14 protein-coding genes are annotated in these 12,793 nt (G+C 68.0%); 7 read left to right on the forward strand and 7 right to left on the reverse strand.

Features of this window, described 5'->3' with window-relative positions:
• Position 1 precedes the first annotated feature (1 nt).
• From OCU_RS27825 to OCU_RS27835, 3 genes are read left to right on the forward strand one after another with little or no spacing between them, the layout of a single operon-like run.
• On the forward strand, positions 2-1,723 hold the full coding sequence (locus tag OCU_RS27825) for a virulence factor Mce family protein (protein ID WP_014379055.1): 1,722 nt from the start codon (positions 2-4) through the stop codon (positions 1,721-1,723).
• Entirely contained in the window at positions 1,723-2,430 is a 708-nt protein-coding gene (locus OCU_RS27830; RefSeq protein WP_026071454.1) for a hypothetical protein, read from the forward strand. Before OCU_RS27825 ends, OCU_RS27830 begins: the two co-directional genes overlap by 1 nt.
• Positions 2,430-2,921 carry a mammalian cell entry protein gene (locus OCU_RS27835; RefSeq protein ID WP_008263757.1) on the forward strand — a complete coding sequence of 164 codons (492 nt, stop codon included), beginning with the start codon at positions 2,430-2,432 and terminating at the stop codon, positions 2,919-2,921. Before OCU_RS27830 ends, OCU_RS27835 begins: the two co-directional genes overlap by 1 nt.
• A 1-nt stretch (position 2,922) precedes the next feature.
• Here OCU_RS27835 and OCU_RS27840 read toward each other — a convergent pair whose 3' ends face one another.
• From OCU_RS27840 to OCU_RS50865, 3 genes are all read right to left on the reverse strand, one after another.
• On the reverse strand, positions 2,923-3,501 hold the full coding sequence (locus OCU_RS27840; RefSeq protein ID WP_008263759.1) for a hypothetical protein: 579 nt from the start codon (positions 3,499-3,501) through the stop codon (positions 2,923-2,925).
• Positions 3,502-3,587: 86 nt separating this feature from the next.
• A complete protein-coding gene (locus OCU_RS27845; protein ID WP_009955879.1) occupies positions 3,588-5,069 on the reverse strand; it encodes an alpha,alpha-trehalose-phosphate synthase (UDP-forming) in 1,482 nt (493 codons plus the stop codon).
• The gene (locus tag OCU_RS50865; protein WP_008263763.1) at positions 5,070-5,234 is read right to left on the reverse strand and encodes a hypothetical protein; all 165 of its coding nucleotides are present in this window, start codon (positions 5,232-5,234) and stop codon (positions 5,070-5,072) included.
• 233 nt (positions 5,235-5,467) lie between these two features.
• On the opposite strand from OCU_RS50865, the gene OCU_RS27850 reads away from it, so the two are divergent.
• The 3 genes from OCU_RS27850 (at position 5,468) to OCU_RS27860 (ending at position 8,169) form a co-directional block, all read left to right on the forward strand.
• Entirely contained in the window at positions 5,468-6,403 is a 936-nt protein-coding gene (locus OCU_RS27850) for an enoyl-CoA hydratase (RefSeq protein WP_009955876.1), read from the forward strand.
• Between the two features lie 102 nt (positions 6,404-6,505).
• Complete coding sequence (locus OCU_RS27855; protein WP_009955875.1) at positions 6,506-7,345, forward strand: SDR family oxidoreductase; 840 nt, start codon at positions 6,506-6,508, stop codon at positions 7,343-7,345.
• A 32-nt stretch (positions 7,346-7,377) separates the two neighbouring features.
• A complete protein-coding gene (locus OCU_RS27860) occupies positions 7,378-8,169 on the forward strand; it encodes an SDR family NAD(P)-dependent oxidoreductase (protein WP_014379058.1) in 792 nt (263 codons plus the stop codon).
• A gap of 4 nt (positions 8,170-8,173) precedes the next feature.
• On the opposite strand, the gene OCU_RS27865 is transcribed toward OCU_RS27860, so the two are convergent.
• The 3 genes from OCU_RS27865 to OCU_RS27875 all read right to left on the reverse strand — a co-directional run bounded on the left by OCU_RS27865 (position 8,174) and on the right by OCU_RS27875 (position 10,714).
• Positions 8,174-9,733, reverse strand: a complete 1,560-nt coding sequence (locus OCU_RS27865; protein WP_026071455.1) for an LCP family protein — start codon at positions 9,731-9,733, stop codon at positions 8,174-8,176.
• 340 nt (positions 9,734-10,073) lie between these two features.
• Entirely contained in the window at positions 10,074-10,454 is a 381-nt protein-coding gene (locus tag OCU_RS27870) for a hypothetical protein (RefSeq protein WP_014379060.1), read from the reverse strand.
• A 17-nt stretch (positions 10,455-10,471) separates the two neighbouring features.
• Positions 10,472-10,714: a hypothetical protein gene (locus OCU_RS27875; protein WP_009955870.1), complete on the reverse strand. Its 243-nt coding sequence runs from the start codon at positions 10,712-10,714 to the stop codon at positions 10,472-10,474.
• 379 nt (positions 10,715-11,093) lie between these two features.
• On the opposite strand from OCU_RS27875, the gene OCU_RS27880 reads away from it, so the two are divergent.
• A complete protein-coding gene (locus OCU_RS27880) occupies positions 11,094-11,291 on the forward strand; it encodes a hypothetical protein (RefSeq protein WP_014379061.1) in 198 nt (65 codons plus the stop codon).
• Here the strand turns inward: OCU_RS27880 and OCU_RS27885 are convergent.
• A complete protein-coding gene (locus OCU_RS27885; RefSeq protein ID WP_014379062.1) occupies positions 11,288-12,778 on the reverse strand; it encodes an amidase in 1,491 nt (496 codons plus the stop codon). The genes OCU_RS27880 and OCU_RS27885 overlap by 4 nt on opposite strands.
• Positions 12,779-12,793: the final 15 nt, after the last annotated feature.

Genomic DNA, 12,793 nt, shown 5'->3' on the forward strand with positions numbered 1-12,793 from the left:
CATGCATGACAGACTGACCAGGATCCAGCTGGCGATCTTCGCCGTGATCACGGCGATCACCCTGACTGTGATGGCGATCTTCTACCTGCGGCTGCCCGCGACCTTCGGCATCGGAACCTACGGTGTGAGCGCCGATTTCGTTGCCGGCGGCGGCCTGTACAAGAACGCCAACGTCACCTACCGCGGCGTTGCCGTCGGCCGCGTCGAGTCGGTCGGGCTGAGCCCCAACGGCGTCATCGCCCAGATGCGGCTGAACAGCGAGACGGCCATCCCGTCGAACGTCACCGCCACCGTCAAGAGTGTGTCGGCGGTCGGCGAGCAGTACATCGACCTGGTGCCCCCGAGCTCGCCCGCGTCGAGCAAGCTGACCAACGGTGCCCGCATCGAGCGGCAGAACACCCGGATCGGCCAGGACGTCGCCGATCTGTTGAAGCGGGCGGAGACACTGGTCAACAGCCTGGGTGACACCCGGTTGCGTGAACTGCTGCACGAGACGTTCATTGCGGCCAACGGGTCAGGCCCCGAGCTCGCCCGGCTGTTCGAGTCGGCCCGGCTGCTGGTGGACGAGGCGAACGCCAACTATCCGCAGGTCTCGCAGCTGATCGATCAGGCCGGCCCGTTCCTGCAGGCCCAGATCCGCGCCGGTGGCGACATCAAGTCGCTCTCGGATGGGCTGGCGCGGTTCACCTCCGAGGTCCGTCAGGCCGACCCCCAGCTCCGCGACACCCTGGCCACGGCCCCCGGCGCGACCGACGAGGCCAGCACCGCGTTCTCGGGCATCCGCCCCAACTTCCCGACCCTGGCCGCCAGCCTGGCCAACCTCGGCCGGGTGGGCGTGATCTACAACAAGTCGATCGAACAGCTGCTCGTCGTGTTGCCGGCGTTGTTCGCGGCCATCACCACCGCCGCGGGCGGCGGGCCGCAAGACGAGGGCGCCAAGCTGGACTTCAAGCTCGACCTCAACGACCCGCCGCCGTGCGCCGTCGGCTTCCTGCCGCCGCCGCTGATGCGCACCCCGGCCGACGAGACGGTGCGCGAGCTTCCGAGGGACATGTACTGCAAGACCGCGCAGAACGATCCCAGCACCGTGCGCGGCGCGCGTAACTACCCGTGCCAGGAGTTCCCCGGGAAGCGCGCCCCCACGATTCAGCTCTGCCGCGACCCGAAGGGCTACGTGCCGATCGGTCGCAACCCGTGGCGCGGCCCGCCGGTGCCCTACGACACCCCGATGACCAACGGGCTGAACGTGTTGCCGCCCAACCACTTCCCGTACGTCCCGCCGGACGCCGACCCAGATCCGGGCACTCCGATGGTCGGGCCGCCCCCGCCGGGTGTGGTCCCTGGACCCGGTCCGGCGCCGCACCAGCCGGCCTTCGCCCCGCCGCCGCCCAACGACAACGGGCCGCCGCCGCCGTTCACGTCGTGGCAGCCGCCGGGGGTGCCGCCGGTGCCGCCGCAGCTTCCGTATCCGAAGTGGCTGCCCCCGCCGGCGCCGCCGCTGGGGATCAACCCGCCGCCGCCGGGCCCCGGACCGGAGAAGCCGTGGGGCCCGCCGCCCGGCGGGCAGCCGCAGGCCAGCGGGCCGGCGTATGCCACCTATGACGAGAAGACCGGCGCGTTTGTCGATCCGGCAGGAGGCACTGGTATCTTCGCCGCCGGCGCCACCGGAACCTCCGGCGCCGAGAATTGGGTGGACCTCATGCTTGATCCAAGGCCTCTGTAATGGACGCTGCCATAACAGACGAACAGACAACCAAGCCGCGCGCTCGTCGTAAAGCCTCGCGCGCGGCGGGTCCTGCCAAGAGCGAGTCGACGCAGGACGTCACGGTCCAGGCGGAGGTGTCGGTCGCGCCGAAGCCGTCGGCGAAACCCGTCAGGAGCCTCCGGTCGATCAAGCCGCCACCGCGGCGCCAGCCGCACCGCGCCCTGGTGGCGTGGATCTCCTTCGCGGCGGCACTGGTGGCGGTGGGGGCGTTGGCCGGGTGCGTGGCCCTCCTGGCCGTCCAGCACCGCCACGCCGCCGCGGCGCAGGCGCGCGACCAACGCTTCGTCGACACCGCGACGCAGACGGTCGTCAACATGTTCAGCTACAAGCAGGACAACATCGACGAGAGCGTCAACCGGTTCGTCAACGGGACCAGCGGTCCGTTGCGCGGGATGCTCAGCGCAAACAACAATGTCGAGAATCTCAAGGGCCTGTTCCGCTCCACCAACGCGACATCGGAAGCCGTCGTCAACGGCGCCGCGCTGGAAGGCATTGACGCCGTTACCGATAACGCGTCCGTGTTGGTGTCGGTGCGCGTCACCGTCGCCGACATCGACGGCGTCAACAAGCCGTCCATGCCCTACCGGTTGCGCGTCATCGTGCACGAAGACGACTCCGGACGCATGAGCGGCTACGACCTGAAGTATCCAGACGGGGGTAATTGATGCGATGGCGGCGTTGGCTGCTCATCGTCGCGGGTTACCTTCTGGCCGTGGCGTTCGTCGGGTTGTCCGCGGCGGCCGGCTGGATGTATTGGGATCGGGTCGAGGTTCGCGGTGAGCAGGCGGCGCGTGCCGTGCTGCCCGGTTTGGCGGCCAAGGAAATCCCCGAGGTTTTCGCCTACGACTACCAAACGGTCGAACGCAGCCTGTCGGCGGCGTACCCGCTACTGACCCCCGACTATCGTGCGGAGTTCCAGAAGAGCGCCAACACCCAGATCATTCCCGAAGCCAAGAAGCGCGAAGTGGTGGTGCAGGCCAACGTCGTGGGCGTGGGAGTCATGTCCGCCCAACGGAATTCGGCGTCGGTGATGGTCTACATGAACCGGACGGTCACCGACAAGTCGCGGCAGCCGCTGTATGACGGCAGCCGATTGCGGGTCGACTTCAAAAAGATCGGCAAGCAGTGGCTGATCGCCTACATCACGCCGATCTAGCTCAGTAGCACATCGCAATGCCGTTGCAGTACAACGGGTAACGCTCGATCGGGCTGGGCGGCGGTCCGGTCATCGCCAGCGAAAAGGGTTGCTTCTTCATCTCCGGCTGCAGCCCGCATACCGGCCCGTGCAGCGTGGTGTGGGTGCCGCTCATCGTTTCGTCGCTGAACGCGAAGGTTTCGGTGGACGGCGCGGTGCCCCCGCCCGGGCAGGCCACGCCGTTGTCCTTTTGCACCTTGAACGTCCACAGCATGCTGGACATGCGAGCCCGGCCGCTAAAGTTCTGCAGCTTGTCGGCGGCGCTGATCTGCTCGTTCGTAGAGCTCACGATGTTCAGCGCGCAGTTCATCGCGAAGACGATCGGGTCGGAATAGTCGTTCATGTTCCGGGTCCCGGACGGCTGGTCACACAGTGCGGAGATGGTCCAGGTAACCCCGGAGACGCCCGCCTCGTTGTAGGCGTAGGTGCCGTCCGCCGGCGGCCCGAGCGCCTTGGCCGGTTCGCCGGATTGCAGCGCGATTCCCGTTGCGACAGCCGTGAAGACGGCGGCACCCGCGGCCAGTCCGTGACGGAGCTTCATGTGACTCTTTCTCCTTCGCGTGCGACGCTGCACCCGAGTATCACAGCGTTGGCGCGCCAACACCATGGGTCCCCGGGGCATCCGCGCTAATCGGCGTCATGGGGCCGCGCCTCGGCGAGCGCATCGAGGAATGACCGTGCCCAGCGATCGACGTCGTGGGCGAGCACCTGGCGGCGCAGCGACCGCATGCGCCGCCGTCCTTCCTCGACGGGCTGGTTGAGGGCGGCCTCGATGGCGTCCTTGACCCCTTCGAGGTCGTGCGGGTTGACCAGGTACGCCTGGCGCAGTTCGGCGGCGGCGCCGGTGAATTCGGACAGCACGAGCGCGCCGCCGAGATCGCTGCGGCAGGCGACGTACTCCTTGGCTACCAGGTTCATCCCGTCGCGCAGCGGGGTGACCAGCATGACGTCGGCGGCCACGAAGAACGCGATGAGTTCGTCGCGCGGGACCGGCCGATGCAGGTAGTGCACCATCGGATGCCCGACTTCGCCGTATTCGCCGTTGATGTGGCCGACCTGGCGTTCGATGTCGTTACGCAGCTGCTGGTAACTGTCCACCCGCTCGCGGCTCGGCGTCGCCAGCTGGATCAGCACCGTGTCGTCGCGTTTGGCGCGACCCTCGGCGAGCAGCTCCGAAAAGGCTTTCAGCCGAACGTCGATGCCCTTGGTGTAGTCGAGCCGGTCGACCCCGAGCAGCACCTTGCGGGGGTTGCCGAGCTCGGCCCGAATCTCCTTGGCGCGGCGCCTGATATCGCGGTGCCGGGCCGTTTGGTCGAGCGCACTGGAATCGATGGAGATGGGGAAGGCGCCCACCCGGACGACGCGGGATTCCAGCTCCACCTCGCCGTACCGCGACCGCACCCCGACCGCCCCGCGCGTGGTGTTGGCACCGATCAGCCGCCGGGAAAGGAACAGGAAATTCTGCGCGCCGCCGGGCAGGTGGAATCCGACGAGGTCGGCGCCCAGCAGGCCCTCGACGATCTCGGTCCGCCACGGCATCTGCATGAACAGCTCCACCGGCGGGAAGGGGATGTGCAGGAAGAAACCGATGGTCAGATCAGGCCGCATCTCGCGCAGCATCGCCGGGACCAGTTGCAGCTGATAGTCCTGCACCCATACGGTCGCGCCCCGCGCGGCGACACGCGAGGTGGCTTCGGCGAAGCGGCGGTTGACGACGACGTAGCGGTCCCACCATTCGCGGTGGTACAGCGGCTTGACGATCACGTCGTGATACAGCGGCCACAGCGTGGCGTTCGAGAAGCCCTCGTAGTACTCGGCGACGTCGTCCGCGCTCAGCTTGACCGGCCGCAGTTCCAGGTCCTCCTGGACGATCGGCTCGTCTTCGTGGTCGACGTCCTCGTCGACCACACCGGGCCAGCCGACCCACGCGCCGCGCCGACGGCGCAGTAGCGGCTCCAGGGCGGTGACCAGTCCCCCGGGGCTGCGCTTCCACGCCGTGCTGCCGTCGGGAAGCAGCTCCCGATCTACCGGCAACCGGTTGGCGACGACGACGAAGTCGGAATCCCCGAATTTGGCCGCCTTGGAGCCTCGCCCTCCCCCGGGAGCCATTTACGCGTCGAGTTTCGCCGGCCCAATACCCAGCATGGACAGGAAGACCCGGCATTCGTCGGCGTCGTTGGCGTACGCCGCGACGACCCGCCTGGCCTGGCTCGCAGTGCTGTCCGCCACCGGCTCGACGTCGCCGATTTCGCCAGGATCAGATTTCGTAGGCATGACTTAACTGTAGGCGACGCGCGTGATCGGCCGCAGCCCGTCTCACCAGCTAACGGGCGTCGGGCGCATTTATGGCTGGTTTGCAGGGACTCGCCGCGCCGCTCGCGAAGACACGACCGGCCGGGGCGTGCCGCCGATCAAGGGCTCGCGGCGCGTCCCCCCGGCGCGGCCCGGTTACACACTGGCCGTAATCTGTAAACAAGGCCAAATCAACGACGAACGAGGTGGGCGGAATGACAGTCTCCGAGCAAGCCGACACCGGGGCGGCCGACGCCAACACCCCGGAGCTCGTGGCCTACGAAACCCTCGACGAGGGCCGCATCGCGCGGATCTGGCTCAACCGGCCCGAGGCCCACAATGCGCAAAGCCGCGGCCTGCTGGTCCAGCTCGACGAGGCCTTCGGCCGCGCCGAGGCCGACGACACCGTTCGCGTGGTGATCCTGGCGGCGCGCGGCAGGAACTTTTCCGCCGGACACGACCTGGGTTCCGAGCAGGCACTGGCCGAGCGCGCACCGGGGCCCGGGCAGCATCCGAGCTTCCGCTCGCGCGGGGCCACGCTCGAGCCGATCATGGAGAAGCTGTACCACCAGGAATGGCACTACTTTTTCGAAAACACCTGCCGCTGGCGCGATTTGCGCAAGATCACGATCGCTCAGGTGCAGGGCAACGCGATCTCGGCCGGTCTGATGTTGATCTGGGCCTGCGACCTGATCGTCGCCGCCGACAACGCGAAGTTCAGCGACGTCGTCGCGGTCCGGTTGGGCATGCCGGGTGTCGAATATTACGCTCACCCTTGGGAATTCGGTCCGCGTAAGGCTAAAGAGCTGCTGCTGACCGGTGATTCGATCGACGCGGACGAGGCGCACCGGCTGGGCATGGTGTCCAAGGTCTTCGCTGTCGACGAATTAGAGGAAAAGACACTCGAATTCGCGCGACGCATCGCCGAGCGGCCCACGATGGCGTCGCTGCTCATCAAGGATTCGGTCAACGCCGCCTCCGACGCGATGGGTTACACCGAGGCGCTGCGGCACGCCTTCCACGTGCACCTGCTGGGGCATGCCCATTGGGCGGCGTTCAACGAGAACCGGTGGCCGGTCGGCCAGCCTCCGCACGTCGAGGATTGGCGGGACGCGAAGCCGACGAAGGTGGCGCGCCGCGATACGCCGTAGCGCCGCGCAGCCGAGGACCTAACGAGACCGGGGGTAGCGATATTCCCCCCGAGGGCACATGCTTCTATAGCTAGAACCTGTTCCAGTTTGAAAGGGCCTCGCGTGCAGCTTTCTTTCCAAGACCGGACATACCTGATCACCGGCGGGGGTAGCGGGATCGGCAAAGGCGTGGCCGCCGGGCTGGTCGCGGCGGGCGCCTCGGTCATGATCGTCGGCCGCAACGCCGATCGACTCGCCGGGGCCGTCAAGGAGATCGAAGCCCTGCCCGGCGAGGGCTCGATTCGTTATGAGCCCGCCGACGTCACGAACGAGGACGAGGTGGCCCGGGCGGTCGACGCCGCGACGGCCTGGCACGGCCGGCTGCACGGCGCGGTGCATTGCGCGGGTGGCTCGTTGACGGTGGGGCCGATCACCCACACCGACTCGGAGGCGTGGCGAAACACCGTCGACCTCAACGTCAACGGCACCATGTACGTGCTCAAGCACGTGGGGCGCGAGCTTGTCCGCGGCGGGGGCGGCTCGTTCATCGGGATCTCATCGATCGCGGCCAGCAACACCCACCGGTGGTTCGGGCCGTACGGGGTCACCAAGTCGGCGATCGACCACATGATGATGCTGGCCGCCGACGAACTCGGCCCGTCCTGGGTGCGGGTCAACAGCATCCGGCCGGGCCTGATCCGCACCGATCTGGTCGACGCGAGCGTGATCCAGTCACCCGAGATCAGCGGCGACTACGCGCTGTGCACCCCGCTGCCGCGGGTGGGTGAGGTCGAGGACGTGGCCAACCTGGCCATGTTCCTGCTCAGCGACGCGGCGGCATGGATCACCGGCCAGTGCATCAACGTCGACGGGGGACACATTCTGCGCCGCGGCCCGGATTACTCGTCGATGATGGTGCAGATGTACGGCGAGGAAGCGCTGCGCGGGGTGGTGGCACCCTGACCCGTCGCCGCGCCTAGTGAACGGGAGAAGCGATGAAGCGTCTCGAGGGCAAGCGGATCCTGGTGACCGGCGCCGCGTCGGGGATCGGGCAGGCGACCGCGCTGCGCCTGCTCGACGAGGGCGCCGCCGTCGCGGCCTCCGACATCGCGGCTGAGGGCCTGGACACCACGCGTGCGCGGGCGCAAGAGACCGGCACCGCCGACCGGCTGAGCACCGTGCCGATGGATGTCGGCAGCGAGGATTCGGTGGTCGACGGGGTGCGCCTGGCCGTCGAGCGGCTGGGTGGGCTTGACTCGGTGGTCAACGCGGCGGGCATCCTGCGGGCCGCGCACACTCACGACACCACCCTCGAACTCTGGAACCGAATCGTCGGCGTCAACCTGACCGGAACGTTTCTGGTGGTGCGCGAGGCGCTGCCGGCCTTGTTGGCGAACCCGCGCAGCGCGATCGTGAACTTCAGCTCCACGTCGGCCTCGTTCGCCCATCCCTACATGGCCGCCTACGCCGCGAGCAAGGGCGGCATCCAGGCCTTCACCCACTCGCTGGCGCTGGAATACGCCAAGAAGGGCCTGCGCGCGGCGTGCGTCGCGCCGGGCAGCATCAAGTCCGGGATCACCGATGCCACCGGCGGATACATCCCGCAGGACGCCGACTGGGCGCTGTTCTCGCGGCTCATGCCGGTCCTGCCGACCACGACGGAGTCCAGCGGCACGGGAATGGCCGGACCCGAAGCGGTCGCCGGGGTGGTCGCCATGCTGGTATCCGACGACGGCGCCTGGATCACGGGCACCGAGATCCGCATGGACGGCGGCACGCACAGCTGATGGCCTAGTTGACGCAGGGCACGCCGCCGCCGTCGATCGGCTTCCCCTGATCGGGCGTCGGGTACGTCGTGGTGGTGCCGTTGTAGTAGTAGGTCTTGGCCTTGGTCGACGTGGTGGTGCTGGTGCTCGTGACGTCGTCCATCTGGGTCTCGTCCGGTGTGGGAATCGAGAAGTTGGTGTCCACCGTCACCCGGATGTGGCCGGGCTGGACGCCGGGGCTGGGCTGGCTGGGAGCGTCGAGGCCCAGCATGGTGGCCAGGTTGCGCGCATCGCTCTGCGCGCCGGCGCCGTACGCGATCGAGCTGGTGGTCGGCTCGCCGGACTCGCGGTCGCGGACCTGGCCGGGGGTGTAGCCCTTCTTCTTCAGCGCGCGTGATACCTCGGTGGCAAGCCCGCTCATGCTGCCCGAGTTGACCACGTCGACGACGGTGGACGGATCGGGCTTGACGGCCGTGGTGGTGGGCGCGGTGGTCGGTGCGTCGGTGCCGATCGCCGACGCCACCTCGGCCTTGATCGCGGCCGGGTCGACGATGTTGACGTCCTGGCCATCGATGTTGTCGTAGCGCACCACCGGTAGCGTCCGGAATTCCAGGTTGCCCCCGGCGAGCCCGCCGAGCCGTTGGATCATGTCGTCATTCCAGCCGGAGGAGAGCACCACGTCCTTGCGCGCCACCGCCATCAGGTTCTTGAGCTTGTCGATGTTGGTGAAGGTGCCCGCGGCCTGCAGCTCCTGCATGACCGACGAGATGAACGCCTGCTGCCGATGGGTGCGGTCCAGGTCGCCGTTCTCCAGGCCGTGCCGCTGCCGGACGAACGACAGCGCCTCGGACGCGTCCAGTCGCTGGCGCCCGGCCGGGAAGTCGGCGCCGGAATACGAGTCGTAGACGGCGTGGTTCAGGCACACCTCGACGCCACCCAGCGTCTGCGCCAGATCGTAGAAACCGGCCAGGTTGACCTCGGCAAAATAGTCGATCGGCACCCCGGTCAGGCTGCGCACCGCGCGCAGGGTCGCCGCCCGCCCGGCCTCGCGGCCCTTGGTCTCGAGCTCCTTCTGACTGCTCGTCCCCTGGTTGGCCAGCTTTTGCGCGACGTACTGCTTGGTCAGCCCGTAGGCCTCTTTGATCTTGATGTGGTTGTATCCCGGGACCCCGGTGAACGGCACCCAGTCGTCGCGCGGGATCGAGAACGCGACCACTTTGTTGTCGGCGCTGACGTGCACGAGGATCAGCGTGTTGGTGTTGTAGCCGCCGTCGTCGGAATCACCCGCGTGCAGGTGCTTGAGGATCGAATACGGCAGGTCGTTGCCGTCCTGATCTTTGCGCGAGTCCAGGCCGATCAGCAGGATGTTCATGTTGTCGCCGCTGGACCGCGGATCGTCGGGCTGCAGGGCGTTGGAAACGGTGATGCCGCCCAGCGCGCCGTGCGCCACGTAGTACCCGGCGCCGGTTAGCCCGACGGCCGCCACGGAAACCAGCGCGCCGAGGGTGCGCGTCAGCCCTTTGCGGAATCGAGAGGGCTGACGGACGGCTCGATGACGGCGATGGGCGCCGCCCGAGCGGGCCATCACAAACCTCTGCCCACACCCAGCGCATCACCGGGCCCCGCAACGGCGGTTAGCGGCGATGTCGCTTCGAGCATGGTGACAAGTATGCGTTAGCCAGCTGTGAAGGCCCCAATCGAGAGCGCCCGCCGGCGGCCGCCGTCACCGGAATCAGCGGGCCCGCTCGGCGCGATTCGCGGTCGCGATCGCCGATCTACCTGCCTGTTTTGGTCGGGCGGTGCCGGCGTGCGCCCCGGATGACCCCCACCCGGTCTCGAGCGCGAGACGGATCGAGCCGAACTTGTTACCGCACGGATATCGGGCACCGCATCGACGGCCCGGGACCGGCAGCAAACCGTCGCCGTCAGCAGTACAGGTACTCGATGCGCCATCGACCGTCGACGTAGTCGGCGCGGTATTGGCCGCCCAGCGCCGGGTTGGCATCGTGGATGAGGCCAGATCCGCCGACCCCCGGCGTGAAGCCCGGCGGATCCCACGCGATCGACACCGGGTGGGGCGGCATGGTCGGCGTGCATCCGACCTGCTTCTTGACGTAGCCGTCGATGATCGCACGCTCGGCGGCGGCCTGGTCACCGCCGTCGGCCGCGGGGGCGTTGGCGCACAACGCATTTGCGCTACAGGGGCGTTGGCCCACGGCGGCGAGTGCCGGCGCGTTCGGGTGCAGCACGGACGCTGCGAGCACCCCGACGGCCGCCGTGATCCGGGCAGTTGCGCCGATGCGCATGTCGTCTCCCTGCAGTGCTATCGGGCTTTGACCAGGTCCTCGCCCGCGGAGTAAAAGAGCGTGATGTTGGTGCCCGTGACGATTTCAGCGAGGTAGACGCCCGCCGGTTCGACCTCGTAGTAGTAGTGGGTGTTGCCCTCGTTGTCCAGCGTCGACGCGCACGGGTAGCCCGGCGCCCCGCACCGTTGCTTGATCGGTATCGCGAAGACGGCGAGCAACACGACGACGGCGATTCCGATGCCGAGCGGGACTTTCTTCACTGCCGACCTCGTTTGCGCCAGACCTACCACGGTTGGAGTGTAAGCGGCCGGGCCGCCCCCGGCACCCGGTGCGCCGCGGGGCGTTTTTCCAGCCCGGCGGCGTTTGGAGGTCCCGGTGCGGCGGGTACGCGGGGTTTGAGCCGATCGAAGGACTGAGCATGGGCGATACGGACCTCAGGCCGCCTTCGGCGAAGCGGCCAGGCGATTCAGAGCCACCCGAGCCGGGGACACCGGGCGAGACGCCGGAGCGGCTCACGCCCACCGAACCGCCCGAACGGCTCACGCCGACCGAACCGCCGGAGCGCTTGACGCCATCGGAACCGCCCGAGCGTCAAACTCCGGAATGACAAACGCGACCGAGCAGGATCGGAGGACAGACATGCGCGCCGAGGAAGGCGACGAATCGGTCAAGGACTACGCGAAGGAAGGCCGGGAAACCTTGGGCCGCATCAAAGCTTCCCAACATGCGGGGGGCCGGCTGGGTGACATCGCCCGTCGGTTTGCCGGGTTGTGGCGGGGTCAGCGCGGCCAGCAGGGCACCGAGCCGCCAGCTGAAACCTCTGGCGGCGGCGGCTAATTCGTGCCCGGGGCCGGGTATCGGTGAGCCCACGGGTTCGCCTCTTCGAGTTGGGCGGCCAACTGGAGGAGCTCGCCGTCGGCGCCCAGCTTCCCCACGAACTGAACACCGAGCGGAAGGCCGTTCTGCGTCCAATGCAGTGGGACGCTGATCGCCGGGCGCCCGGTGAGGTTGGCCAGCTGCGTGTAGGGCACCCAGCCCAGGCTCTCCTGGATGAGGTCGTCGAGAATTCCGCTGAGCCCCATGAGTTTTCCCGCGCGTAGCCTGCTGATCACTCGGGCCGCGCGCTGCAACACCGCCGACGTCGCGGTGGCACCCACCTCCAGGGGCGGGGTCGCCAGAGTGGGGGTCAGGAAGTAGTCGTAGGCGCCGTGAAACTCGGTCAGGGACTGGATGTAGTTGTTCCTGTTTTCCAGCGCGGACATGACCGCCAGGACACCACCGGATCGGCCGAGTTCGCTGACGGCCAACGTGTCGGCCTCAAAGTCGCTGTCGCGGGCGCCGGTTCGCCGCTTGATGTCGGCGACCTGGTGGTGAAGCTGTGCGAACCAGATGGTCAGGAAGTCACGGCCCAACGCGGCGTCATCGTACGGCGGCGCGACCTCGTCGACCTGATGGCCCAATTCGCCCAGAAGCACCGCCGTCTTCTCGACCGCGGCGACGGCCTCGGCGCTGGGCCGCGGGTTGATCGCCGAGCGCGCCGAGTACCCGATTTTCAACCGCTCCGGACGACGCTTTACGAGCTCGCTGAATGGCTTGTCGGGCAACGCAACTCGGTAAGCGGAACCCGGGTGGTGCCCGACGATCGCGTCGTAGAGCGCGGCACTGTCGCGCACGGTGCGCGACACCACCCCCTGGGTCGCCATCCCCAACAGCATCTCGCCGGTCTGCGGGCCGTAGGGAGCCAAGCCCCGGCTGGGCTTGAGGCCGACGAGTCCGTTGCAGGCGGCGGGGATTCGGATCGACCCGCCACCGTCGTTGGCCCCGGCGGCCGGAACGATGCCGGCGGCCACCGCCGCACCGGATCCGCCCGACGAGCCGCCTGGTGTGTGCCGGATGTTCCACGGGTTGCGGGCCGGGCCCCAATAGTCGGGTTCCGTGACACCCTTGGCGCCGAATTCGGGCGTATTGGTCATCCCGAAAATCACCAGGCCCGCGTCCAGAAACCGCTGCGTGATCAACGCGTGCCGGTCGGCTACCTCATTGGCCAGCGAGCGCGATCCGCACGACGTGGGAAAGCCGCGGTACTCCTGGCCCAGGTCTTTGAGCAGGAAGGGAACACCGGCGAACGGGCCCTTCAGGCTCGGATCGGCGGCCCGGGCGTCGGCGACAGTGTCGAGGCGACGGACGATGGCGTTCAAGTGCGGGTTCACCGCGTCCGCTCGTTGTCGTGCCAACGTGAGCAGTTCGGCCAGGGTGACCTGCTTGCGCTCGACCAGCTCGGCCAAGGAGGTCGCATCCAGCGACATGTACTCGTCGAGATGCATGCCTTCTCCTTCGCT

This window comes from Mycobacterium intracellulare ATCC 13950, assembly GCF_000277125.1.
Taxonomy (GTDB): Bacteria; Actinomycetota; Actinomycetes; order Mycobacteriales; family Mycobacteriaceae; genus Mycobacterium; species Mycobacterium intracellulare.

Excerpts from the sequence above, each read along its gene's own strand:
- OCU_RS27860 (WP_014379058.1), top strand. The coding sequence starts at position 7,378 with ATGAAGCGTCTCGAGGGCAAGCGGATCCTGGTGACCGGCGCCGCGTCG.
- OCU_RS27850 (WP_009955876.1), top strand. The coding sequence starts at position 5,468 with ATGACAGTCTCCGAGCAAGCCGACACCGGGGCGGCCGACGCCAACACC.
- OCU_RS50865 (WP_008263763.1), bottom strand. The coding sequence starts at position 5,234 with ATGCCTACGAAATCTGATCCTGGCGAAATCGGCGACGTCGAGCCGGTG.
- OCU_RS27870 (WP_014379060.1), bottom strand. The coding sequence starts at position 10,454 with ATGCGCATCGGCGCAACTGCCCGGATCACGGCGGCCGTCGGGGTGCTC.
- OCU_RS27845 (WP_009955879.1), bottom strand. The coding sequence starts at position 5,069 with ATGGCTCCCGGGGGAGGGCGAGGCTCCAAGGCGGCCAAATTCGGGGAT.
- OCU_RS27825 (WP_014379055.1), top strand. The coding sequence starts at position 2 with ATGCATGACAGACTGACCAGGATCCAGCTGGCGATCTTCGCCGTGATC.
- OCU_RS27880 (WP_014379061.1), top strand. The coding sequence starts at position 11,094 with ATGCGCGCCGAGGAAGGCGACGAATCGGTCAAGGACTACGCGAAGGAA.
- OCU_RS27865 (WP_026071455.1), bottom strand. The coding sequence starts at position 9,733 with ATGGCCCGCTCGGGCGGCGCCCATCGCCGTCATCGAGCCGTCCGTCAG.
- OCU_RS27835 (WP_008263757.1), top strand. The coding sequence starts at position 2,430 with ATGCGATGGCGGCGTTGGCTGCTCATCGTCGCGGGTTACCTTCTGGCC.
- OCU_RS27840 (WP_008263759.1), bottom strand. The coding sequence starts at position 3,501 with ATGAAGCTCCGTCACGGACTGGCCGCGGGTGCCGCCGTCTTCACGGCT.
- OCU_RS27885 (WP_014379062.1), bottom strand. The coding sequence starts at position 12,778 with ATGCATCTCGACGAGTACATGTCGCTGGATGCGACCTCCTTGGCCGAG.
- OCU_RS27830 (WP_026071454.1), top strand. The coding sequence starts at position 1,723 with ATGGACGCTGCCATAACAGACGAACAGACAACCAAGCCGCGCGCTCGT.